The 22,218-nt window shown below is 74.2% G+C and carries 15 protein-coding genes; 9 read left to right on the forward strand and 6 right to left on the reverse strand.

Annotation, left to right across the window (positions count from 1 at the left end):
• The first annotated feature begins 7 nt into the window (after window positions 1–7).
• Together ACXJMZ_RS26215 and ACXJMZ_RS26220 are read left to right on the forward strand one after the other, a co-directional pair.
• A complete protein-coding gene (locus tag ACXJMZ_RS26215) occupies window positions 8–1,171 on the forward strand; it encodes a M6 family metalloprotease domain-containing protein (RefSeq protein WP_457032499.1) in 1,164 nt (387 codons plus the stop codon).
• A gap of 90 nt (window positions 1,172–1,261) precedes the next feature.
• Window positions 1,262–2,242, forward strand: coding sequence for a M6 family metalloprotease domain-containing protein (locus ACXJMZ_RS26220; RefSeq protein ID WP_457032500.1), 981 nt, complete (start codon window positions 1,262–1,264; stop codon window positions 2,240–2,242).
• On the opposite strand, the gene ACXJMZ_RS26225 is transcribed toward ACXJMZ_RS26220, so the two are convergent.
• The 3 genes from ACXJMZ_RS26225 to ACXJMZ_RS26235 form a co-directional block, all read right to left on the reverse strand.
• Window positions 2,229–2,522 carry a hypothetical protein gene (locus ACXJMZ_RS26225; protein WP_457032501.1) on the reverse strand — a complete coding sequence of 98 codons (294 nt, stop codon included), beginning with the start codon at window positions 2,520–2,522 and terminating at the stop codon, window positions 2,229–2,231. The genes ACXJMZ_RS26220 and ACXJMZ_RS26225 overlap by 14 nt on opposite strands.
• On the reverse strand, window positions 2,522–3,364 hold the full coding sequence (locus ACXJMZ_RS26230) for an SDR family NAD(P)-dependent oxidoreductase (protein WP_457032502.1): 843 nt from the start codon (window positions 3,362–3,364) through the stop codon (window positions 2,522–2,524). Before ACXJMZ_RS26230 ends, ACXJMZ_RS26225 begins: the two co-directional genes overlap by 1 nt.
• 99 nt (window positions 3,365–3,463) lie before the next feature.
• Complete coding sequence (locus ACXJMZ_RS26235; RefSeq protein WP_457032503.1) at window positions 3,464–3,778, reverse strand: hypothetical protein; 315 nt, start codon at window positions 3,776–3,778, stop codon at window positions 3,464–3,466.
• A gap of 180 nt (window positions 3,779–3,958) precedes the next feature.
• Between ACXJMZ_RS26235 and ACXJMZ_RS26240 the strand changes: the two genes are divergently transcribed.
• The 7 genes from ACXJMZ_RS26240 to ACXJMZ_RS26270 all read left to right on the forward strand — a co-directional run bounded on the left by ACXJMZ_RS26240 (window position 3,959) and on the right by ACXJMZ_RS26270 (window position 17,487).
• On the forward strand, window positions 3,959–5,569 hold the full coding sequence (locus ACXJMZ_RS26240; protein ID WP_457032504.1) for an alpha/beta hydrolase: 1,611 nt from the start codon (window positions 3,959–3,961) through the stop codon (window positions 5,567–5,569).
• A gap of 88 nt (window positions 5,570–5,657) precedes the next feature.
• Complete coding sequence (locus ACXJMZ_RS26245; RefSeq protein WP_457032505.1) at window positions 5,658–9,314, forward strand: DUF4132 domain-containing protein; 3,657 nt, start codon at window positions 5,658–5,660, stop codon at window positions 9,312–9,314.
• Between the two features lie 54 nt (window positions 9,315–9,368).
• Entirely contained in the window at window positions 9,369–10,466 is a 1,098-nt protein-coding gene (locus ACXJMZ_RS26250) for an ATP-binding protein (RefSeq protein ID WP_457032506.1), read from the forward strand.
• Window positions 10,466–12,739 carry a DUF5682 family protein gene (locus tag ACXJMZ_RS26255; RefSeq protein ID WP_457032507.1) on the forward strand — a complete coding sequence of 758 codons (2,274 nt, stop codon included), beginning with the start codon at window positions 10,466–10,468 and terminating at the stop codon, window positions 12,737–12,739. Before ACXJMZ_RS26250 ends, ACXJMZ_RS26255 begins: the two co-directional genes overlap by 1 nt.
• The gene (locus tag ACXJMZ_RS26260) at window positions 12,736–13,884 is read left to right on the forward strand and encodes a VWA domain-containing protein (RefSeq protein WP_457032508.1); all 1,149 of its coding nucleotides are present in this window, start codon (window positions 12,736–12,738) and stop codon (window positions 13,882–13,884) included. The genes ACXJMZ_RS26255 and ACXJMZ_RS26260 overlap by 4 nt, the downstream gene beginning before the upstream one ends.
• Window positions 13,881–15,863 (forward strand): hypothetical protein, encoded by a 1,983-nt coding sequence (locus ACXJMZ_RS26265; protein ID WP_457032509.1) that lies wholly within the window; start codon window positions 13,881–13,883, stop codon window positions 15,861–15,863. The genes ACXJMZ_RS26260 and ACXJMZ_RS26265 overlap by 4 nt, the downstream gene beginning before the upstream one ends.
• Window positions 15,864–15,963: 100 nt before the next feature.
• The gene (locus ACXJMZ_RS26270; RefSeq protein ID WP_457032510.1) at window positions 15,964–17,487 is read left to right on the forward strand and encodes a CehA/McbA family metallohydrolase; all 1,524 of its coding nucleotides are present in this window, start codon (window positions 15,964–15,966) and stop codon (window positions 17,485–17,487) included.
• A gap of 15 nt (window positions 17,488–17,502) precedes the next feature.
• On the opposite strand, the gene ACXJMZ_RS26275 is transcribed toward ACXJMZ_RS26270, so the two are convergent.
• From ACXJMZ_RS26275 to ACXJMZ_RS26285, 3 genes are all read right to left on the reverse strand, one after another.
• Window positions 17,503–18,801, reverse strand: coding sequence for an SUKH-4 family immunity protein (locus ACXJMZ_RS26275; RefSeq protein ID WP_457032511.1), 1,299 nt, complete (start codon window positions 18,799–18,801; stop codon window positions 17,503–17,505).
• A 58-nt stretch (window positions 18,802–18,859) separates the two neighbouring features.
• Entirely contained in the window at window positions 18,860–20,686 is a 1,827-nt protein-coding gene (locus tag ACXJMZ_RS26280; RefSeq protein ID WP_457032512.1) for an ATP-binding protein, read from the reverse strand.
• 61 nt (window positions 20,687–20,747) lie between these two features.
• Window positions 20,748–22,169 carry a hypothetical protein gene (locus ACXJMZ_RS26285; protein WP_457032513.1) on the reverse strand — a complete coding sequence of 474 codons (1,422 nt, stop codon included), beginning with the start codon at window positions 22,167–22,169 and terminating at the stop codon, window positions 20,748–20,750.
• Window positions 22,170–22,218 lie beyond the last annotated feature (49 nt).

Raw genomic sequence — 22,218 nt, forward strand, 5'->3', positions numbered from 1 at the left:
GACCCCCATGAGACTCCGCTCCCTCACCGCCGCCCTCGCCCTGGCCCTCCCCCTGGCGACGGCCCTCCCGGCCGCCGCCGCCCCGTCCTCCTCCGCCGCCGCCTGCGCCCTGCCCGGGCGGACCGGCTGGACCGACGARGGCCACKACACCGACCGCACGCAGTTCCAGCAGGCGGTCGGCACCAAGCGCGTGCTGATGCTCCACGTCGACTTCCCCGACGCCCCGGCGACCGGCGAGTTCGCCGACTACTACCACCAACTCGCCCCGGCCGCCGAATGGTTGAAGGAGGCATCGTACGGCCGGACCCGCCTCGAGATCACCCCGCTGAACCAGTGGCTGCACATGCCGCAGGACTCCGCCTCCTACGGCTTCGACCGCGGCATCACCTTCGAGCAGCACGAGCTGTACGTCCGCCAGGCGGTCGAGGCCGCCGCCCCGTACACCGACCTCGCCCGGTACGACATGGTCTACGTCGTCCCGACCAGGTCGGCCTCCGCGATCAGCTTCTCGCCCACCTACCTGTACGACCCGGCCGCCGCCGGCATCGTGGTGGGCGGCAAGCGGCTCAAGTGGGCGGTGACGTTCGGTCAGGACATGTACCGCTGGGGCCCCAAGGTCGCCGCGCACGAGACCGGGCACACCTTCGGCCTGCCCGACCTGTACGCCTTCACCGGCGCCGACTACCACCGCTACGTCGGCGGCTGGGACCTGATGGGCCTGATCTCGGGCCCGGCGCCGCAGCAGCTGGGTTGGGAACGCTGGAAGTTGGGCTGGATCGACGACCACCAGGTGGCCTGTCTGCCGACGGCGGGCAGCCGCACCGTCCGCCTGCACGCCGTCGAACGCCCCGGCGGCACCAAGATCGCGGTGATCCGCACCGGCGAGACCACCGCGTACGTCGCCGAGTCCCGCCGCGCCGTCGGCGGCGACGCCGGCGCCTGCTCCACCGGCGTGCTGGTCTACCGGGTCGACACCTCCGTGCAGACCGGCTACGGCCCGGTCCAGGTCGTCAACGGCAACCCCGGCGCCACCCCGCCGGCCGGCTGCACACCGCTCGACCTGGCCGCCCTCGGGCCCGGGCAGTCCTTCACCGACCCCGCCACCGGGGTCCGGATCGACGTCCGGAACCGGGGCCCGCTGGGCGACACCATCACGGTCACCAGGCGGTAACGCCTCGGATCGTCCACCGACTCGCGTCGGGGCACCGTCGGGGCTTCCCCACGGCTGAGCGGTGCCCAGCAACCACTGGGTACCAAGCGCGTGCTGACCCTCTTCGTCGACTTCGCCGACGCCCCCGCCGACGGCCCCACCTCCACCTACTCCGCCCAGCTCGCCCCCGCGGCCGACTGGCTGTGGAACGCCTCCTACGGCCGCACCTGGCTGGCCGTCACCCCGCTCAACCGCTGGCTCCGGATGCCGCAGTACTCCACCTCCTACGGCTTCCAGCGCGGCATCAGCTTCGAGCAGCACGAGCTGTACGTGCGGGACGCCGTGGCAGCCGCCGACCCGTACACGGACTTCTCCCAGTACGACATGGTCTACATCGTCCCGCCCAGGTCCGCGTCGGCGATCAGCTTCACCCCCACCTACCTCTACGACCCCACCACCGCAGGCGTCACGGCCGACGGCACCCGGGTCAAGTGGGCGGTGACGTTCGGTCAGGACATGTGGTACTGGGGCCCGAAGATCGCCGCCCACGAGACCGGGCACACCTTCGGCCTGCCCGACCTGTACGCATTCACCGGCACCGATCAGCACGCCTATGTCGGCGGCTGGGACGTGATGGGCAGGATCGGCGGGCCCGCCCCGCAGTACCTCGGCTGGGAGGGCTGGAAGCTGGGCTGGGTCGACGACAGCCAGGTCGCCTGCCTGCCCGGCACCGGCTGGGCCAACGTCGACCTGAGCGCGGTGGAGTACGTCGGCGGCACCAAGATCGCCGTGATCCGCACGAGTGCCACCACCGCGTACGTCGCCGAATCCCGCCGCGCCGCCTACACCGACTCGAACCCCTGCTCCACCGGCGTGCTGATCTACCGGGTCGACACCTCTGTGCAGACCGGCTACGGCCCGGTCCGGGTGATCAACGGCAACCCGACCGCCACCCCGCCGAGCGGCTGCACCTCACTCGACCTGGCCGCCCACCGCCCGGGCCAGAGCTTCACCGACTGGACCGCCCACGTCCAGATCTCCGTCCGCAGCGGTGGCCAGTACGGCGACAGCATCCAGATCAGCCGCTGGTGACAGGCCCGCCCGAGGCGCTGAGGACGAGGTGCCCACCCTCGGCGACCACGTCGACCAGGAGGGTGCTGTCGTCCGGGAAGCGCAAGGTGAAGACCGGATCGACGAGCATCAGGAAGTCGAAGCCCTCCCGGGCACGCTCCGACCTGCCGCTGTCCGGGACCGCGACGCCCCTCCAGTCGCCGCCGGCCACCGTGACGGTCAGGCTCACCCGGTAACTGCCCAGGCAGGAGAGCGGGTTGGCCCACCACTCGAGCGTCGCGGTGCCGTGGTAACCGTCCATCAGGGGTGTTGGCCGCCCGCCGCGGTCGGGCCACCGCCGTGGCGCGGTTCGACCCGGAAGTCGAAGGCGACCGTGCCCGGGTCGAGTGCGGTCACGCCGCCGTCGACCGTCAGTACGGCGCCGTTGACCAGGCTCGCGGCAGGCGAGAGCAGCCAGCTGATCGCCTCGGCGACCTCGTGCGGCTCGCCGGCCCGCCGGGCCGGACTGAGACGGGTGGCCTCCTGATAGGCCGCTTCGACACCGTCCAGCCCGGCCCGTTCGGCCAGCCGGGTCATCGGCCGGTCGGCCATCTCGGTCCGGACCCAGCTCGGGCAGACCACGTTGGCGCGCAGCCCCCGGTGGCCGTAGTCGACGGCGAGCGAGCGGCAGAGCTGGAGCAGCGCGGCCTTCGACGTCGCGTACGCGGCGTTGCCGAACCCGTTGCGCAGCGCGGAGACCGAGGCGACCCCGACCACCGAGCCGGCGGCGCTCTCCAACAGGTGCGGCAGCGCCGCCCGCAGCAGCAGGAAAGGACCGGTGACGTTGGTCCGCATGACGTCCTCCCAGTCCGCCGGCGAGAGGTCGCCGACCGCGCCGGGCCGTCCGATCCCGGCGTTGACCACCAGGCCGTCGAGCCGGCCGAACCGGGACACCGCCACGTCCACCAGGGCCTCGACCTCAGCGGGGTCGGTGGTGTCCGAGGGGTACGCCACGGCTCCGGTCTGCTCGGCGACCTGGTGCAGCGGTTCGGGCCGCCGTCCGGAGACGATCACCTGGTGTCCCGAAGCGCGCAGCAGGCGGGCGGTGGCCGCACCGATTCCGCTGCCGCCGCCGGTGACAATGACAACTCGCTGGTCGGCCATGGCTGTTCCCTCTCCGGTGCCGGGGCTGGGGCTGGGGCTGGGCGGGCCGGGTGATCATATGCGAACGGCCTGCCGACGCCACCGGTTCACCCCGCCGGTTCACCCCGGTTCGGCGGCGATCTCCAGCGCGAGGACCTGGAGGATCTGCTCGGTCGAGACCTCGGGGGCGGTCTCCTCGTAGCCGTCCGCCACCGCTTCGAAGGCCAGCACGAAGCCGGTGATCAGGGCGCTCAGCGGTTTCGACAACTGCCCCAGGACGGCACGGCCGATCTCGTTGGCATCGGCGTCGGCGGGCACCATGAAGTAGTCCGGGATCACCTCGCCGAGCAGGTCCGAGGCGTAGTCCGTCCCGACTCCGCCGCGCAGGGCGGTGAGCGCGGCGATGGCCTTGAGCTTGATCTCGTTCTCGGTCATGCAGCGAGGGTAGGAGAACTCCCGGCCCCTGGCCCGGCACCACGGGCCGACCCGCCGACGCTCCGTCAGCGACCGCTCCACGCGCACCCGTTACAAGAAATCCATAGCTCATCCGGGTCTTCCCCCGTTGATCGCGACCTGCCAGCATGGGCGCGTTTTGCAGCTACAGAGGAGGATCCCTTGGTACGCATACGCATATCGACCATCGCGGTGGCGTTCACCAGCGCGCTGGTGATGCTCGCCGGCACCACTGCCACGGCGTCCGCAGCGCCGGCGGAGAGCGCCGCCGAGAAGGTCGCGCCGGTCACCTGGACCCCGTGCAACCCGGACCCGTCCAAGCCGGACCCGAAGATCTACGACTGCGCCGTCTACCCCGTCCCGCTGGACTACGCGAAGCCGGACGGCGAGAAGGTCGGGATCGCGATGATGCGGCGCCGGGCCAGTGACCCGGCCAAGCGGATCGGCTCGCTGTTCCTCAACCCCGGTGGCCCCGGCGGCAGTGGTTACCTGTGGGCGACCACCACCCGGTTCGAGCCCCGGGTGATGGCCAGCTTCGACCTGGTCGGCTTCGACCCGCGCGGTGTCGCCAGGAGCAACCCGCTCAAGTGCTTCACCACCGACGAGGAGGCCAACTCGGTCTTCGAGCGGATGACCGGAGTCCCCGTCACCTCGACGGAGATCACCGGCACGCTGGCCGCCACCAAGGACTACACGGACGCCTGCGGCCGCAACGCGGGCGAGCTGATCAAGCACATGTCCACCTTGAACGTGGTGCGCGACCTGGACCGGATGCGCCAGGCCGTCGGTGACAGCAAGCTCACCTACGCCGGGTTCTCGTACGGCACGCTGATCGGCGCCACCTACGCCAACATGTACCCGAGCAAGGTGCGCGCGCTGATCATCGACGGCAACGTCGACCCCCAGCTGCGCCTGGCCAACGGCCTGGAGTACGACCGGGAGCGCGCCGAGGGCTTCGAGCTCTCGCTGGACGCCTTCCTGTCGCGCTGTCAGGCAGCGGGCGCCCCCCGCTGCGCCTTCGCCGAGGGTGACACCCGGGCGAAGTTCGACGCGATCCGCGACCACCTGCGGACCGACCCGGTCACCCTCCCGGACGGCTCCACGGTCACCCTGAGCACCTTCACCAGCCAGGTCGCCAACGCCCTGTACGCGCAGAGCCGGCAGGCCCCGCTGGCGCGGTCGCTGCAGGCGCTCGACCAGGCGATCAACGCCCAGCCCTCGATCGCCGCCCGGTCCGCCCAGGCCGTCGAGCCGAGCGAGGCGAGTGCCCTGGCCGTGCTCGCGCCCAACGCGCTCCGCGAGGCCCCGGCGGAGACCCCCTACAGCAGCGACGACTCGTACTACGGCGTGAACTGCCAGGACAAGCCGTACCCGTCGAACCCGAAGCTGTTCCCGCTCATCGCGCGGGCGTGGGAGCTGGGCTCGCCGACCTTCGGCCGCTACCAGGCCTTCGACGGCCCCGCCTGCTCGACCTGGCCGGCCCCGGCCCGCCAGGTGGAGCGCTACACCGGGCCGTGGAACAAGCGGACCGCGAACCCGGTCATGGTGGTCGGCAACCTCTACGACCCGGCCACCCAGTACAAGTTCGCCCAGAACATGCAGCGCGAACTCAGCAACGCCGTACTGGTCAGCGTCGACGTGGTCGAGCACTGCGCGGTCGGCCGGAGCAAGGCGCTCAGCGCGCTGGTCACCTCGTACCTGGTCGACCAGGTCGCCCCCCAGCCGGGCCAGCTGCTCAAGCCCGACGCCGACGCGTTCCCGATGCCGGCCTGACGCAGCAGCACTGAACAACCCGAGGAGCTGTCGGTCGGTGCGACTACGGTTTGGTCATCCGATCATTCTTGTGGGCGAGGAGACGACCGTGCGGCGCTGGGAGTACGTCGGGGAGGGCTCGGCGAAGTTCTGGGAGGCGGAGGCCGAGGGCTGCGCCGTGACGGTCCGCTTCGGGCGGAACGGGACCGCCGGGCGCGAGCAGGTGAAGGAGTTCGCCTCGGCGGAGGCCGCGCTCGCCCACCTGGCCAAGGTGGTCGCGGAGAAGGAGCGCAAGGGGTACCGGGAGACCGGCGCGGCCGAGGCCCTCCCGCAGCAGACCCCGGCCGCCCAGGCCGCACCGGTCGCACCAGCGGCACCGGTTGCGTCGGCGGCCCAGGTGATGCCGGCTCAGCCGACCGCCGAGCGCCCGGACGAGGACACCTTCGTCATGCCGGCGAACTGGCTCCGCGCCCTGCACCCCCGCCGTGGCGGCACCCCCCGCTCGGTCACCCCGCCCGCCAAGGACGCCGTGCAGAAGCTGCAGCAGCGCTTCACGGACGGCGCCGAGTGGATCGAGCAGTCGCTGTCGAACCAGCAGAGCCAGCAGGCCCTGGTCGCCGCCGCCCGGCGGCACCAGGCCGGCGAGGCCGACCCGCTCGGTGCGGCGGTCCTCGCCGCGCTCACCGACAACGCGGACACCAACCACCGGGTGACCGTCGATGCCTGGGTGCTCACGCACGGCCTGACCTTCGCCGCCCTGGCCACCGTCGAGTTCCTCGGGACGGACGGCCACGGCCCGACCCAGCGGTACCGGACGAGCAAGGCAGTGGTCCGGCGGTCCGCACCGGACAACGCGCCGTCGGGGTTCGAGCAGCGCAGGCCGGCGGCCGACCGGGTCCGGGCACTGCTCGCGGTCACCGACGAGGCCACCTACCTGGCCACCGTCGCCGCGCTGGCCGGGGTCCGCGACAAACTGCGGAGCCGGATCGTGGTCTCCTACCTGGTGCCGAGCGAGGCCGGCTGGGTGGCGGAGTGCTGCGAGAAGCTCGGAATCGGGCTCAGGCAATGGCCCTCGCTCCGCTCGATGCTGTTCGGCTCGATCACTTCGACCGAGCAGGTCGCACAGCTCGGCGGCCGGGCCGACCTGGGCTGGCACAGCTGGTCGGTGGCCACGATCGCCACCATCGCCGACGGCCTCGGCGCGGCCACGGCTCCGCTGCTGATCAAGGAGCTGGAGAAGTCGTACTTTGACTCCGACACCCTCAAGGCACTGGCGAACGCGCTGGCCGAGCTACCCTCCGACGAGGCGTTCGGCGCCCTGCTGGAGCGGCTGGAGGACCGGAACGTGCGCGCCGCCACCCTGACCGCCGCCCGCCGGTTCCCGCTCCGGGCGCTGCGGATGCTGGCCTGGGAGTCCACCGGCGGCACGCCCACCGCAGCGGAGGCCCGCCGGCTGCTGCCCGTCCACGTCGCGGCCCATCAGGAGCTGGTACTCCAGGTGCTGCCCGAACTCGCCCCGGCGGTGGCCGAGTTGGTGGCACCACTGGCGAAGCAGGCGGAGCGGATACCGGACGCGKCGGCCGMCGCGCTGCCCGGGCTGCTCACCAGCCCGCCGTGGACGCGCAAGCGGTCCGGCGGCAAGCCGCCGGTGGTCACCGGGCTGGCCCTCGACACCGGAGCCGAGCTGCGCTGGCGGGACGGGGAGCAGGACGACTGGGCGAGCACCACGTCCGACTACTCCGACTGGCAGCCGGACGAGCGGACCAGCTGGCGCAACCTGGCCGCCCAGCAGCGCCAGGGCAGGCTCGGCGCCTACCAGGAGATCGGCCTGTTCGTCCAGGGGCCGGTCGAGCTGGTGGAGCCACTGCTCGCAAACTCGGCCGGCCCGGAGTATCTCTGGGACGGCGTGAACGCGCTCAAGCCCGTGGTGGCCCGGCACGGCCTGGCCGCACTGCCGATGGTGCAGCGGATGGCCGCCGCCCAGCCCGGCACGATGGCTCCGCTGCTGTTCCCGTTCCTCAGCGCCGAGGTCGCCCGGCTGATGGCCGACTGGCTGGGCCGGCTCAAGTCGGCTGCGGCCCCGGCCCGTTCATGGTTCACCCGGCACGGGGCGGCTGCGGCGGCGCTGCTGATCCCGGACGCGCTGGGCGCGCCGGGACCGGCCCGTCGCAGTGCGGAGGGGGCGCTGCGGCTGATCGTCACGGTGCACGGCCTGGACGCGGTGCGGGGCGCGGCGGCCGGCCTCGGCGCCGAGGCGGCGCAGGCCGTCGAGCTCCTGCTGACGGCCGATCCACTGGAGGCCACACTGCCGACCCGGCTGCCGGTGGTCGGCGACTGGGCGGACGTGCTGCTGCTGCCGCAGATCGAGCTGCGCTCCGGTGGTGCGCTGCCGTCGGAGTCGGTCCGGCACCTGGTCACCATGCTGGCGATCTCCCGGCCTGGCGCCGTGTACCCGGGGGTGCCCGAGGTGCGCGGGCACTGCACCGGCGAGTCGCTGGCCGGGTTCGGCTGGGCGCTGTTCGAGCAGTGGCGGCTGGCCGGGATGCCGGCCAAGGACTCCTGGGTAGTGCGCGCCCTCGGCTGGCTCGGCGACGACGAGACGGTGCGCCGGCTGACGCCTGTGGTGCGCAACTGGCCGGGCGAGGGCGCCCACCAGCGGGCGGTGGACGGTCTGGAGGTGCTGGCCGACATCGGCAGCGATGTCGCACTGCTGCACCTGCACGGGATCGCCCAGCGGGTGAAGTTCAAGGCGCTGAAGACCCGTGCTCAGGAGAAGATCGCCGAGGTGGCGGCCGGACTCGGCCTGTCCGCCGAGCAGTTGGCCGACCGCCTGGTGCCGGACTTCGGCCTGGACGCCCAGGGCAGCACCGTGATCGACTACGGCCCGCGCCGGTTCACCGTCGGCTTCGACGAGCAGCTGAAGCCGTACGTGCTGGACGAGGACGGCAAGCGCCGCAAGGACCTGCCGGCCCCCGGGGCCCGGGACGACGCGGAGCTGGCGCCCGCCGAGCGCAAGCGCTTCGCTGCTCTGAAGAAGGACGTCCGCACGGTGGCGGCCGACCAGGTGCGCCGACTGGAGGCGGCGATGGTCGAGCAGCGCTCCTGGACGGCGCTGGAGTTCGGCCAACTCTTCGTCGATCACCCGCTGTTGTGGCACCTGGTGCGCCGACTGGTCTGGCTCTCGGACGCCGACGGCCGCACCGTCGCCTTCCGGGTGGCCGAGGACCGCAGCTTCGCCGGTGTCGAGGACGAGACCCTGACCCTGCCCGAGGACGCGGTGGTGCGGCTCGCCCATCCGCTGCACCTGGGCGAGCAGCTGGCGGCCTGGTCGGAGCTGTTCGCGGACTACGAGATCCTCCAGCCGTTCCCGCAACTCGGGCGCGCCGTACACGCCTTGACCGAGCAGGAGGCCGACGGCGCCCGGCTGCACCGGTTCGAGGGCATCAAGGTACCGACCGTCAAACTGCTCGGCCTGCAGCGGCGCGGCTGGGATCGCGGCGAGCCCCAGGACGCCGGGGTGGAGCGGTGGATCTCCCGCCGGCTCGGGCCTGGCAAGTACCTCGTGCTCGCACCGGAGGAGGGCATCGCGGTCGGGGCCATCGACATCTTCCCCGATCAGCTGATCGAGACGGTCTGGCTCGACACCAGCCCCTGCGACCACTGGGGGAAGCGCACGTACGAGCTGCGCTTCGGCGACCTCGACCCGGTGATCGCCTCCGAGCTGCTCGCCGACCTCACCGAGCTCACCGAACCGACCGGCAACTGACCGTCAACTGACCACCTGCTGAACCAAGTTGATTACGAGAAGGACCACGCCGCCATGACCCCTCCCCCGCCGGACCGGATCCAGCGCCCGCCCGCCGAGGTCCGGTACGCCGAGGAGCTCGCCGCGCTCCGGGCGGACGACCGCGACCCCCGGCCGCCCGGCTGGCAGCTCAGCCTGCGTGCCGCCCGTCGGTTCGTCATCGGCGACGAAGCGGCGGGAGTCAGCCGCAAGTTCGTCGGCGACACCGGCCTGGTCGACCGTGCGCTGGTCACCCTCGCCACCGACCGGGGCCTGATGCTGGTCGGCGAGCCGGGCACCGCCAAGTCCCTGCTCTCCGAGCTGATCGCGGCGGCGGTCAGCGGCTCCTCCACCCTGACCGTCCAGGGCGGGGCGGCCACCACCGAGGACCAGATCAAGTACTCCTGGAACTACGCGCTGCTGGTCTCCGAGGGACCGTCCACGCGCTCGTTGGTACCCGCGCCGATGCTGAGCGGGATGACCGAGGGGCGGATCGTCCGGTTCGAGGAGATCACCCGCTGCCCGCTCGAGGTGCAGGACTCCCTGCTCTCGCTGCTCTCCGAACGGGTGCTGGCGGTACCGGAGTTGGACGGCCACGACGGCATGGTCTTCGCCCGCCAGGGCTTCAACGTGATCGCCACCGCGAACACCAGGGACCGGGGGGTGAACGAGATGAGCGCGGCCCTCAAACGCCGCTTCAACTTCGAGACGGTCTTCCCGATCGCCGATCTGGACACCGAACTCGCCCTGGTGGAGGCCGAGTCGGCCGCCCTGCTGCGCCGCTCGGGCGTCGAGGCGCCGCCGGACCGGGACGTCCTGGAGGTGCTGGTCACCACCTTCCGGGAGCTGCGCTCCGGCGCCACCCGGGAGGGCGCCTCGATGGACCGGCTGTCCGCCGTGATGAGCACGGCGGAGGCGGTCTCGGTCGCGCACGCGATGGGCGTCCGGGCCTGGTTCCTGCGCGGTGAGCCGGGCGACGCGTCCGACCTGGTCTCCTGTCTGGCGGGCACCGCCGCGAAGGACAGCCCCGAGGACCTCGCCCGGCTCCGCCGTTACCTGGAGCAGCGGGTGTCCCGCCGCCGGGGTCCGCACTGGCAGGCCCTGCACGCGGCCCGCCATCTGCTGGCCGGCTGATGACTGCGGTGTTCCTGGGGGTGCGTCACCACTCCCCCGCGTGCGCCCGGTTGGTCGCGCACGCGATCGAGACGCTGCGCCCGGCGTACGTCCTGGTGGAGGGCCCGGCGGACATGAACGACCGGCTGGACGAGCTGCTGCTCGGTCACCGCCTGCCGATCGCCGTGTTCAGCCACCACCGGGACGACCGGCGGGCGGCCACCTCCTGGACGCCGCTCTGCGAGTACTCCCCCGAGTGGGTCGCGCTGACGGCGGGGCGGGCGGCCGGGGCCGAGCTGCGGTTCATCGACCTGCCCGCCTGGCACCCCGCCTTCGAGGAGCGCACCAACCGGTACGCCGACGCCGAGGCCCGCTACACCGAGGCGACCGGACGGCTGTGCGAGCGGTTCGCCGTCGACTCGGTGGACGCGCTCTGGGACGAGCTGTTCGAGGTCCCCACGCCGGATCTCGCCGGGCTGGCGGAGCGGCTGGACACCTACTTCGACGTGGTCCGGGGCGACACCGAGGCCGCGCCGGGCGACCGGGCCAGGGAGGAGTACATGGCCTCCTGGGTCCGGGCCGCGCTGGCCGAGGCCGGCGGGCGGCCCGTGCTGGTGGTGACCGGCGGCTTCCACCGCCCGGCGCTGCGTACCCTCGCTGCCTCGGTCGGCCCGGCCGAGGGCTGGCCGGCCGTCCCGGTCCCGCCCGAGGGCGCGGTCGGCGGCAGCTTCCTGGTGCCGTACTCGTTCCGGCAGTTGGACGCGTTCGCCGGCTACCAGTCCGGCATGCCCTCGCCCGGGTACTACCAACGGGTCTGGGAGCACGGCCAGCAGGCCGCCGCCGACGGGCTGTTCCGTTCGGTGGCCGAGCGCCTGCGAGCCCGTCGGCACCCGGTCTCCACCGCCGACCTGATCGCGGCCCGTGGGCTGACCGCCGGGCTGGCCACTCTGCGCGGGCACACCGCGCCGTCCCGGCTCGACGTGCTGGACGGCCTGGCGGGCACCCTGGTGAACGACGACCTCGACCAGCCGCTGCCGTGGGCCCGTCGGGGCCCGCTCACCCCGGGCACCCATCCCGTGGTGGTGGAGCTGGTGCGGGCCTGCGGCGGCGACCGGGTCGGGGCCCTGCACCCCGACACCCCGCTGCCGCCGCTGGTGCACGACGTCGCCGCCCGACTGGCCGAGTTCGGCCTGACCGACGGGCGGCCACTGACCCTGCGCCTCACCGACCCCGCCGACCTGGAGCGCTCACGCGTCCTGCACCGGCTCCGGGTGCTCGGCGTGCCCGGCCTGGTCCGGACCGAGGGGCCCACGCACGGCGCCGACCCGGTCCTCACCGAACGCTGGGAGCCCGGACCGACTGCGGGCCGGGAGGCGGCACTGATCGAGGCGGGCGGCTACGGCGCGAGCCTGGCCGAGGCCGCCACCGCCGCCCTCGGGCTGCGGCTGGGCGCCGACGGCCCCGGTCCTGCCGCGCTGCTCTTCGACGCCGTCCTGTGCGGGGCCACCGGCCTCGCCGAGCAGGTGGTCGCGGCGCTCGCCGTCGGCGTTCGCTCGGAGCGCGAACTCGGACCGCTCGGCGAGGCATTGGGGGCCGCCCTGGGCCTGTGGCGGCACGACCGGGTGTACGGCGTCGCCCGCAGCCCGCTGCTCGCCGAGGTGATCGACGGCGCGGTGGGCAGGGTGCTCTGGCTGGCGGAGGGCCTGCACGGCCCCGCCGGTCCGCAGCTCGACCGGCTGCGCGCCCTGGTCGGGGTGCGGGACGCGCTGCTGCACGCCGAGGAGTTGCTCACCGTCACCCGGGAGACCGCGGGCCTGGTCTGTCGCCGGATCAGCGAGGACGGGCGGGCGCCGGACGACCTGCGCGGCGCCGCGTTCGGCCTGCGCTGTGCGCTGGGCGAGGCCGCCGACCGGGCCGCCGCCGTCCGCGCGGCGGGTGCCCCGGAGCGGCTGGGCGACTGGCTGGGCGGGCTGTTCGTGCTGGCCCGGGGCGAGTTGACCGCACCGGGTGCCGACGCGGAGGCGCTGCTTCCCGTCCTGGACGGCCTGGTCACCGCCATGACGGACCGTGAGTTCCTGGTGGCGCTGCCCTCGCTGCGCCAGGCCTTCGCCTGGTTCCCACCGCGCGAGCGCGAGCAGGTCGCCCGCAGCCTGATCGAGCGGCGCGGGCTGCGCGGCTCCGCCCGTGCCCTGCTCCGCACCACCGCCGACCCGCTGCTGATCGCACGGGCCCGACACCTGGAGGACGCCGTGCGGCACCGGATCGACCGGCACGGCCTGCAGGCCGCGCGATGACCGCCCCCGACGCCGGCCCCGACGCCGGTCTGGAGCGCTGGCGGCTGATCCTCGGCGCACCGGCCGAGCGGCACACCGGCCCGCTGGGCGCCGAGGCCGGCGCCCGCGATGCGGCCCTGGAGTGGCTCTACGGCCGGGACGAGGAGCAGCTGCGGCGCGGCGTGCGCCGGGGCACCGACACCCGCGAGGGCGGTGACGGACCGTCGGCGGTCACCGCCGTGGACTGGCTGGACGACGTCCACCGGCTCTTCCCGAAGGAGACCGTCGAGCGGCTGGAGCGGGACGCCGTCGAACGCTACGAGATCCACGAGATCGTCACCGACCCGACCGTACTGGAGCGGGTCGAGCCGAACCCCACCCTGCTGCGCGCGGTGCTGCGCACCCGGCACCTGATGAACCCGGAGGTGCTCGGCCTGGCCCGGCGGATCGTCGAGGCCGTGGTGCGGCAGCTGCTGGAGCGGCTCACGCCGGAGGTCCGCCGGTCCTTCACCGGCAGCCGGTCCGCCCGCCCCAGCAGGGTGCCGCTCGCCCGGGACTTCGACTTCCGGGCCACCGTGCGGGCGAATCTGAAGCACTACCAGCCCGCCGAGCGGCGGCTGCTGATCGAGCAGCCGCGCTTCCACTCCAGGACCAGCCGGCACCTGGAGCAGTGGCAACTGGTGCTGCTGGTCGACCAGTCGGGCTCGATGGTCGACTCGGTCATCCACTCGGCGGTCACCGCCGCCTGCCTGTGGAACCTGCCGGGGCTGCGGACCCATCTGGTGGCCTTCGACACCAGCGTGGTGGACCTGACCGCCGACGTCACCGACCCGGTCGAGCTGCTGATGCGGGTCCAGCTGGGCGGCGGCACCGACATCGCCCGGGCGGTCGACTACGGCGCGGGTCTGATCGACCGGCCGCGCCGCGCCATCGTCGCGCTGATCAGCGACTTCTACGAGGGCGGCGACCCGCACCGCCTGGTTCGGACCGTCCGCGCCCTGGTCGAGCAGGGCACCACGGTGCTCGCGCTGGCCGCCCTGGACGAGCAGGCCGACCCGGTCTACGACCGGGAGCAGGCCCAGCAGTTGGCGGACGTCGGCGCCCAGGKGGGCGCCATGACGCCGGGTCAGCTGGCCGCCTTCGTCGCCGAAAGGCTCGGCCGATGAGCCGCACCGACCTGCTCGCCCTGGACCTCGACACGCTCGCCGCGCTCACCAACCGGGGCCTGGTCAAGCGCGCCGCCCGCGAGCTGGAGGCGGGCCAGGGCCCGACGGTCTCGGTCGGTGCCGACGGGACGCTGCACGCCCGCTTCCCCGACGGTACCGAGACGGTGCTGCCACCGGGGACGGGCCCGGCCGACGGCGGCTGCGGCTGCGGCGCGGCCGGAGCCTGCCGCCACCTGGTCGGCCTCGTCCTGGCCCACCAGCGCGACGCCACCACCTCGAACCCGGCCGCCACCGAGGGCCCGGCCGCCACCCCGCCCGACTGGTCCCCGGGCGCCACCGACGACCAGGCCCTGGCCACCGCAGTCGGCCAACGCTCGCTGGCCACCGCCCGGCGCAGCTTCGACCGGGGCTACCCCGTCCGGCTGTACCGGGCCACCGCCGCCGAACCGGTCCCCCGGGCCGAACTCCCCACCTGCACCGTCCGGTTCCCCGTCCCGGGCGAGCTCGGCTACGCCCTCACCGAGGCTTCTGCGGACCGCCGGGGCGAGGCGGTGGCGCTGGCCGTCTGGGCGTTCCGCACTGCGGACGAGCGCGGACTGACCGGCCCGTACGTGGAGTTGGACGTCGGTGGCCGCCCTCCCACCACCGGTGCGGCGGGGCTCGGCCCTGCGCTGGACCTCGCGGACGAGCTGCTGCTGGAGGGAGTGGTCAACACCGGACCGGTGTTCGTCGGTGCGCTGCGGCGCTGCGCCGAGGACCTCGTGGCGGACGGCCTGCACTGGCCGGCCGGTGCCGTCGCCGAGCTGGCCGGACAGGTGGACGACCACGCCGGGCGGAGCGCCCGGTACCGGCCCGAACGCCACGCCCTGCTGCTCGCCGAGCTGCACGCCAGACACCGCGCCGCCCGGGGCGACAGCACCGCCGCCGCCAGGGTGCTCGGCTCCCACGAGTCGGGCGAGACGCCGCTGCGCCGGGTCCGGCTGGTCGCCCTCGGCTGCCGGATCGGCGGGACGGAGCGGGAGCGGGTCGCCGAGGTGTACTTCGCGCCCGCCGACGCCGGGACGGTCCTGGTCCTGCGCCGGCGCTGGGAACTGACCGAGGGTCAGCAGGGCGACGGACCCGAACTGGCGCGCCGCCGGCTGCTCGGCAGCACGCTCGGCGCACTCGCGAGCGCCAACCTGGTCAGCGAGAACGCCACCCGTACGGCGAGCCGGGCGGTCACCGTCGCCCGGGGCCGGGTCGGGGCGAACAGCGTGACCCCGGTCGGCACTTCCTGGACGGGGCTGGCCGAGCCGGTGCTGATCCGGGACTTCGCGGCCCACGCGGCGCGGCTCGACCGGCTGCCGCCCCGGCTGATCAGGCCCCGGGTCGAGGCCGAGGACGTGCACCTGGTCGAGGTTGCCGGGGTCGAGGAGATCGGCTACGACCCGGCCGAGCAGACCCTGCACGCCACCGTCCTGGACCCGAACGGCGCCCGGGCCACCGTGCTGGCCGCTCACAACCCCTTCGCGCCCGGTGCACTGGACGCGCTGGCCCGGGCGCTGCGGGGCGAGGTCCACCGGATCGCCGCGGTGGTGCGTCGCTCGGGCGGCGGGCTGCTGCTCGACCCGATCGCGGTGCTGACCGCCGACGGGGTGACCGTGCCCGACCTCTCCCCCGGCTCCGGCAGCACCGCGCTCGGGGTGGTCCCGGACCGGCCGGCCGACCCGATCCTGGACGCACTGACGGCGGGTCTTGCCACCCTCGCCGCACTCGCCCACCAGGGACTCCGGCATCTCGACCGGTCACTGCTCGACGGCCTGGCCGACACCGCCACCCGGCTGGACCGGGTCGGGCTGCGGGACGGCGCGGGACTGCTGCGCACCGTCCTGACCACGTGTCAGGAATCGGGCCCGGCGGCGGCCCCGGCCGCCTGGACGGAGGCCCAGCTGTATCTGGCGATCGCCGCCGAACTGCACGCCGAAGGCACTTCCGACTGACCACCGGCCGCCGCCCGCCGGTGGGCCCCCGCTCGCCCGGGGTTCACCCGCCGGGGTAGGGGTGGACCCGGCGGGTTCCGGGTCTACGGAGGAGTGGCTGATGGACGGCATCGGGCGGCGGGACGTGCTGCGGGCGGGCGCGGTGGCGGGGGTCGCGGGTGTGGCCCTGGGCGCCGGGGTCGCGCAGGCGGCCGAGGGCGAGCGGACGGTGCTGCTGACCGGCCGGCTGGAGACCGGGGCGGCGGACTTCGTGTACCTGCCGGTCGAGGTCCCGCCCGGGGTACGGGAGTTGGCGGTCAGGTACGAGTACGACCGGCCGCCGGTACCGCCCGGGACGCCGGGGAACTCCTGTGACATCGGTATCTTCGACGAGCGCGGCACCGAACTCGGCGGCCCCGGCTTCCGGGGCTGGTCGGGCGGGTTCAGGACCGAGTTCGCGATCAGCCGGGAGCGGGCCACGCCGGGGTATCTGCCGGGCCCGGTCCGACCGGGGCGCTGGCACGTCGTACTGGGCCCGTACCAGGTGGCGCCACAGGGGCTGGCGTACCGGGTCGAGGTGACGTTCCGACTCGGCGAGCCGGGGCCGGCCTTCGTACCGGCCTACCCTGCGGAGCGGGCGCGCGGGCGCGGCCGGGCCTGGTACCGGGGCGACTGCCACCTGCACACCGTGCACTCGGACGGCCGCCGACTGCCGGAGGAGGTCGCGGCGGGCGCCCGGGCGGCGGGCCTGGACTTCATCGTCTCCACCGAGCACAACACCTCCTCCGCGCACGCCGTCTGGGGCCCGTTGGCCGGCCCCGACCTGCTGGTGATCCCGGGCGAGGAGGTCACCACCCGCAACGGCCACTGGCTGGCGCTGGGCGTCAAGCCCGGTCAGTGGATCGACTGGCGCTACCGGGCCAGGGACGAGGCGCACCAGCGGTTCACCCGTCAGGTCCGCGCCCACGGCGGCCTGGTGGTGCCCGCGCACCCGTACTGCCCGTACGTCGCCTGCCAGTGGAAGTTCGGCTACGAGGAGGCCGACGCGGTGGAGGTGTGGAACGGCCCCTGGACGTACGACGACGAGTCCGCCCTCGACACCTGGGACGCCCGGCTGGCCGAGGCGGTCCGGCACGGCCGGCGCTGGCTGCCCGCGATCGGCAACAGCGACGCGCACAGCAGCCCGCAGCCGATCGGCGCCCCGCTCACGGTGGTGCTGGCCGAGGACCTGACCCGGGATCACATCCTGGACGGCCTGCGGGCCGGGCGCAGCTGGATCGCCGGCTCCCCGGCCGTCCGGCTGGAGCTGACCGCCACCGGTCACGGGCGGCAGGCCGGGATCGGCGAGCGGCTCACCCTCCCCGCCGACGCGCCCGTGGACATCCGGCTGACCGTGGCCGGGGTACCGAACGGGACCGTCCGGCTGCTCACCGACGAAGGCCAGCTCCGCCAGGAGCCCCTGCCCGCCTCCGGCGAGGCCATCGTCAGCTGGCGGACCACCGCCTCGCTGGCCGCCTACGTCCGGGCCGAGATCCGCCACCCGAGGGCCGACGGCACGCCCGGCAAGGGCAACAGCATGGGGCCCGACCTGCCCTGGGGCCCGATGGCCGCGCTCACCAACCCGGTTTTCCTCGACCGGAGTTGACGCCCGGCCAAGGTGTCAGAGCAGCCCGTCCCAGAGCTGCTCGACGATGACGGCCCACCAGTTCTCCGGGTCCTCGAAGACCGTGCCGTCCAAGGCAGCGAGGTCACGCTGCAGGGCCTCGACCACCGTGGCTGCCTCCTGCGGGGACAGCCCCCGCAGGGCCGGGCGCCGCTCGGCGAACAGCGACAGGCAGCGCAGGTACGCGGAGAGGTCGGCGTTCAGGTAGCGGCCGCTGCCGTTGTCCGGGTCGACGGCCCAGAGGCGGCCGACGCCGACGCCGGTACCGGTGCCGCCGTCACCGCACTGCACGGCGACCAGCGCGTGACCGTCGGTGCCCAGCAGCACGTACTCGCCGAGCACCGCCCGGGTCCGCTCGGGGACCCGGGCGCCCCGGGCGGTGGCGGCGAGGTGGGAGTCGACGTCCGGCAGGCCGGGGAGCAGCTCGAAGAAGCCGTCCACCCGGGTCGGCAGTCCGGCCCACACCAGGGTGCCCCGGGCCGCCTCGGGCAGCAGGCTGGCGGCGGTGTCGTCGGCGTCGAAGCGGTGCACGCCATCGGCGCCGAACTGCTCCGCCAGCCGACGGCCGAGCGCGGCGTCCCGCTCGGGCTCGGCGGCGGGGACGGCGCGCGGGAACGGCACCCGGTTGGGGCGCGGCGGCACCGGGCGACCTGCCGACCGGAACGTGTTCTCGGTCACCTCGGTCAGCGCCCGCACGGCGGCGGCCCGACGGTCGTAACGCGGGCTGTAGTCGTGCCCGTAGGAGAAGGACGCCACCGGGAGCTCGGCCAGCAGCACGGCTGCGCAGTAGCCGCCGGGCAGTTCACACGGCCGCAGGTCGGTGTATACGGCGAGGACGTCCTCGGGGCGCACGCCCTGCTGCTGGAGGTGGCGCCAGGCGGCCACCTCGGGGTGGCCCTCGCCGGGCTTGGAGATCTGGAACAGGTTCTGCTCCTCGCCCTGCGCGTCCCGGTAGGTCAGCACGGCGGTCGCGCCGGGGCCGACCACCGGCGGCCGGGACGGGTCGTACGAACCGGCGCCGAGCTTGTCGCGGTAGAGCTGCACGACCTCCTCGACCGGCACCGACGGCCAGTGGGTCAGCTCGCCGGTCTCCCGGTCGACCACCGCGCACGCGCTGCCGATCTCGGTGGGAGCCCGCCGCTCACCGGCCGCCTGCTCTGCCACGGCGGGCTGCTCGGGCCACAGCACCCAGCCGAGGTCGAACTCGTGCACGCCGATCCGGTGCCATTGCTCCTCGGGCCGGGCACCGTTGATCCACTGGTGGGCCGCCTCGATCGCCTGCTCGCGGGTCGTCACGCGGTCGTTCTCCTTCAAGGCCGGTTGGTCAGGATTCACAGTAGTGGAGCCGCTCGGCTCAGCCGACGACCGGTGCGGCCGCAGCAGCCGGGCGGAGGGCCGCAATGCCCCTGGCGTCGGCGAGCAGCAGCAGGCCGTCCGGGGTGAGGTCGGCCCCGCCCAGCGGTTCGGCGGAGAGGAACAGCGCCACCGGCGCGCCCACCGTGCCCTCGGCGGTCCGGGCCCAGACCCGGAGGTAGTCGCCGCCGCTGCTGATCCCGAGGGGCGCGGCGGCCCGCTGCTCCTCGGTGGGGCGCGCCAGTTGCGCCGGGTCGGTGCCGTCGGGCGTGCCGGTGAGCGCGTCGTAGGCGGTCAACTCCGGCTCGGCGCCCGGCCGGTAGGCGACCAGCCTGGAGCCGCCGTCGGTACCGGTCGCGGCGGTGACCGCCGTGACCCCCGGAAGCGGGCGGGCCCAGAGCGTCTGCCACGGCAGGTCGAGGCCGAACTCCGGTGCAGGCAGGCCGTCCTGGCGGGCGCCGTGCTCCAGCAGTGCCGCCCGCAACTCCGGGCCCAGCTCCTGTCGGGTGAACAGCGGCGCCAGCCGCAGCCAGGTGCGTGCCAGTGGCGGCAGCTCGGCGCCACCGCCGGCCAGCTGCTCGACGGCGGCGCGCAGCCGGACCTGCTCGGCGTACAGCAGGAAGCCCGGGTCGGCCAGCAGGTCCGGCAGCAGGCCGCCTTCCAACGCGTGGCCGGTCAGCTGCTCCCGCACGTACGGTGCGGCGCCCTGCCAGCGGTCGGGGCCCAGGGTGGCGAGCAGCGCGGTGGCGATCCGCCGCTGGACCTCGCGGACGGCGCCGCCGAAGCGCTCGCGCAGCTCGTCCGCGACCGCCGGGTGGACGATCCGCACCTCGGGGTGCCCGTCGTCCCCGGTCAGTTCGAAGAACGGCAGCAGCAGCTGCTGCCCAGCGGCCAGTACAGGACCGAGGTCCTTTCCCGCCACCGAGGAGGCCAGCGGTGCCCACAGAGCCAGCGGGAGGGCGGCGCCGGGCCCGGCCAGGGCCAGCGGCGCCAGCAGCCGACGCAGCGTCAGCTCATCCGTGCCGCAGCGCTCGGCGTGCAGGTCGAGGGCGTCGCCGACACTGCCGGGCAGCGGGAGCGACCCGTCCGCCCCGCTCCGGGCCGACCAGGCGGCCAGCCGCACCACCAGCGGACTGCCCGCCACCCGGGCCAACTGCCGGGCGTCCTCGAGCCGGTCGAGGACGTGCTCGGCCTGCCGGAGCAGCGCCTGCTCGTCTCGCCACGGATCCTGGTCGAGGTCGATCACCAGTAGCTGCTGCTCGGGCAGCTCCTTGGCCAGCCGGTCCGCGTCGGCCCGGGGGACGTCCGCGAGCAGCCGCACACCCGGGGCGAGGGCGAGCGGCAGCAGCACCTCGGCCGCGACCCGGGCCGCCTCCCCCGGCCCGGGCAGGACGCCCGCCCGGTCGCTGTCCGCCACCACGACCGGCTCCGGCTGCTCGGGCGATCCGATCCCGGCCAGCCGCTCGGGCAGCTCCTCCGCGCGATCGGCGCCGGGGGCGAAGTGGTCCGCCACCAGCCAGCGGAGCTGATCGGCCGTCAGCCCGGTGGCAGCGAACACCGGAGGTGCGGGCAGCTCGGCCGACGGCACGGTGGCCGGGTCAAGCTGAGCGATGTCGATCTGCTCCCGGTGGCCGGGCTCACAGAGCATCAGGAAGCCGGTCAGCAGCCGGGACCGGCCGCTGCCGCCGTCGCCGGTGATCAGCACCGTACGGGGCGCGCCGTCGCCGCCGGTCCGCCACTCCGTCAGGGCGCGCAGCGCCGCCGCCCGGCCGCCGAGGTGCGGGTGCGGCTCATGGACGGTCGTGGTCGGGTCGGTCGGAACAGTCACGTCGGTTCTCCGGAGTGGATGGATCGTCGGTACAGGTGCGGACAGGTGGCGTGCAGGCGGGTCACTTCTCGTCACCCCAGAGGCTGCGGTCGAGCTCGTCCTGCTCGTGCAGCAGGACGTACCAGCAGCCTTCGGCGGCCTCGGCATCGACGCCGTGCAGCCAGCGGTCCAGCTGCTGGACGGCGTACCGGCGGTTGACCTGCCGGATCACCCGGCCCGGGTCGCAGAACAGCCGGAGCATGGTGAAGAACACGAGCAGGGAGTCGGCGGCGTGCTCGGTCTCCCCGTCGAAGTCCTCCAGCAGCACCTCGCCGCAGGCGCCGTCGAGCAGCAGGTCACCGCCCTGCCACTGGCCGATCCGGTAGAGGTGGCGGGAACCGCCGTCCTCGTCGGACTCCCGGTCCCGCTCCTGCAGACCCTCCTCGGGCAGGTGCCCGGTCCACAGGGTGCCCCGGCCGGCCGCCAGTGGCACGCCGATCCCGGCCAGGAAGTCCTGTGCTCCCGCGTCGACCAACCCTTCGGGCAGCTCGTCGGCCATAGGCTGCCAGCGGCCGGTGAACGGCTCGGCCAGCCAGGCGGCCGTGGGCGCCGACACCTCCCGGGGCAGTTCGCGCGGCGCTTCGACGGCGAATGATTCGACGAGCGGTTCACTCGCCCAGCCCGGAGCGTCCGGGTCGACGGGAGCCAGCAGCTCGATCCGGAACAGGCCGTTGGTACCGGCCAGCAGCAGCTCCTCGCCGCTGCGCACCCCGCCGGTCACCTCGAACGGAAAGCGCGGCGCCAGAGCAACGCCGTTCGCCCGCAAGCGGCCCTGACTCTGGCTCAGCCGCTCCCAACCGTCCTCGGACCGGACAGCCGGTACGTCGGGCTGCTGGGCGGTACGGCGGTGCGGGCCGGAGATCAGCTCACCAGTCGCGCGGTCCCAGACGTACGCGGTCCGGGCCGGCACGATGCCCGCGTCCACGTCCTCGTCCGGGACGTCGAGATCCACACTCACCACCACCGGCCGCCCGTCGAGCAGGCCGGGCCGAGCCGCCTCGACCGGCCCCGGGACGGGCCGGACCGAACCCGAACGGCCGGACGGGAACCAGCGACTCCAGACGGTACGCCAGGGGAGGTCGGCCACAGCCGCCAACTCGGCCGCCAGTTCGCCGGCCGGGGAGTCTGCGCCCTGCGACAGCAACCGGTGGTGCAGCGCCGCCAGCCACTCGCCGCGCTGCGCCGGGTCCGGCCGCACTCCGAGCAGGTCGAGGTAGTACACATCCGCGGCAACGGAGTTGTGCGGAACCCCGCCCGGCCAGGCCAGCGGCAGCGCGTCCAGCAACTCGGCCCGGTCGACCCCCGCCAGGAACTCGGCCCGCCCGATCAGCTCCGGCAGGTCCTGCGGATCGAAGGTGCGCTCGCCTGCCGTCGCAGCCGACACCCGGCCGCCGACGCCCGGATTCGGCTGACGGGCGGTCACGGTCGTGGTCTGGTCGGTCACGTCGGCCCTCTCCGGTCGGGTGGTTGGTGGCGGCGGCGGCGGCGGCGGT

Source organism: Kitasatospora sp. P5_F3, assembly GCF_054049135.1.

Coding starts and splice junctions, on each gene's coding strand:
- ACXJMZ_RS26225 (WP_457032501.1), bottom strand. CDS start 2,522: ATGGACGGTTACCACGGCACCGCGACGCTCGAGTGGTGGGCCAACCCG.
- ACXJMZ_RS26230 (WP_457032502.1), bottom strand. CDS start 3,364: ATGGCCGACCAGCGAGTTGTCATTGTCACCGGCGGCGGCAGCGGAATC.
- ACXJMZ_RS26235 (WP_457032503.1), bottom strand. CDS start 3,778: ATGACCGAGAACGAGATCAAGCTCAAGGCCATCGCCGCGCTCACCGCC.
- ACXJMZ_RS26250 (WP_457032506.1), top strand. CDS start 9,369: ATGACCCCTCCCCCGCCGGACCGGATCCAGCGCCCGCCCGCCGAGGTC.
- ACXJMZ_RS26255 (WP_457032507.1), top strand. CDS start 10,466: ATGACTGCGGTGTTCCTGGGGGTGCGTCACCACTCCCCCGCGTGCGCC.
- ACXJMZ_RS26265 (WP_457032509.1), top strand. CDS start 13,881: ATGAGCCGCACCGACCTGCTCGCCCTGGACCTCGACACGCTCGCCGCG.
- ACXJMZ_RS26270 (WP_457032510.1), top strand. CDS start 15,964: ATGGACGGCATCGGGCGGCGGGACGTGCTGCGGGCGGGCGCGGTGGCG.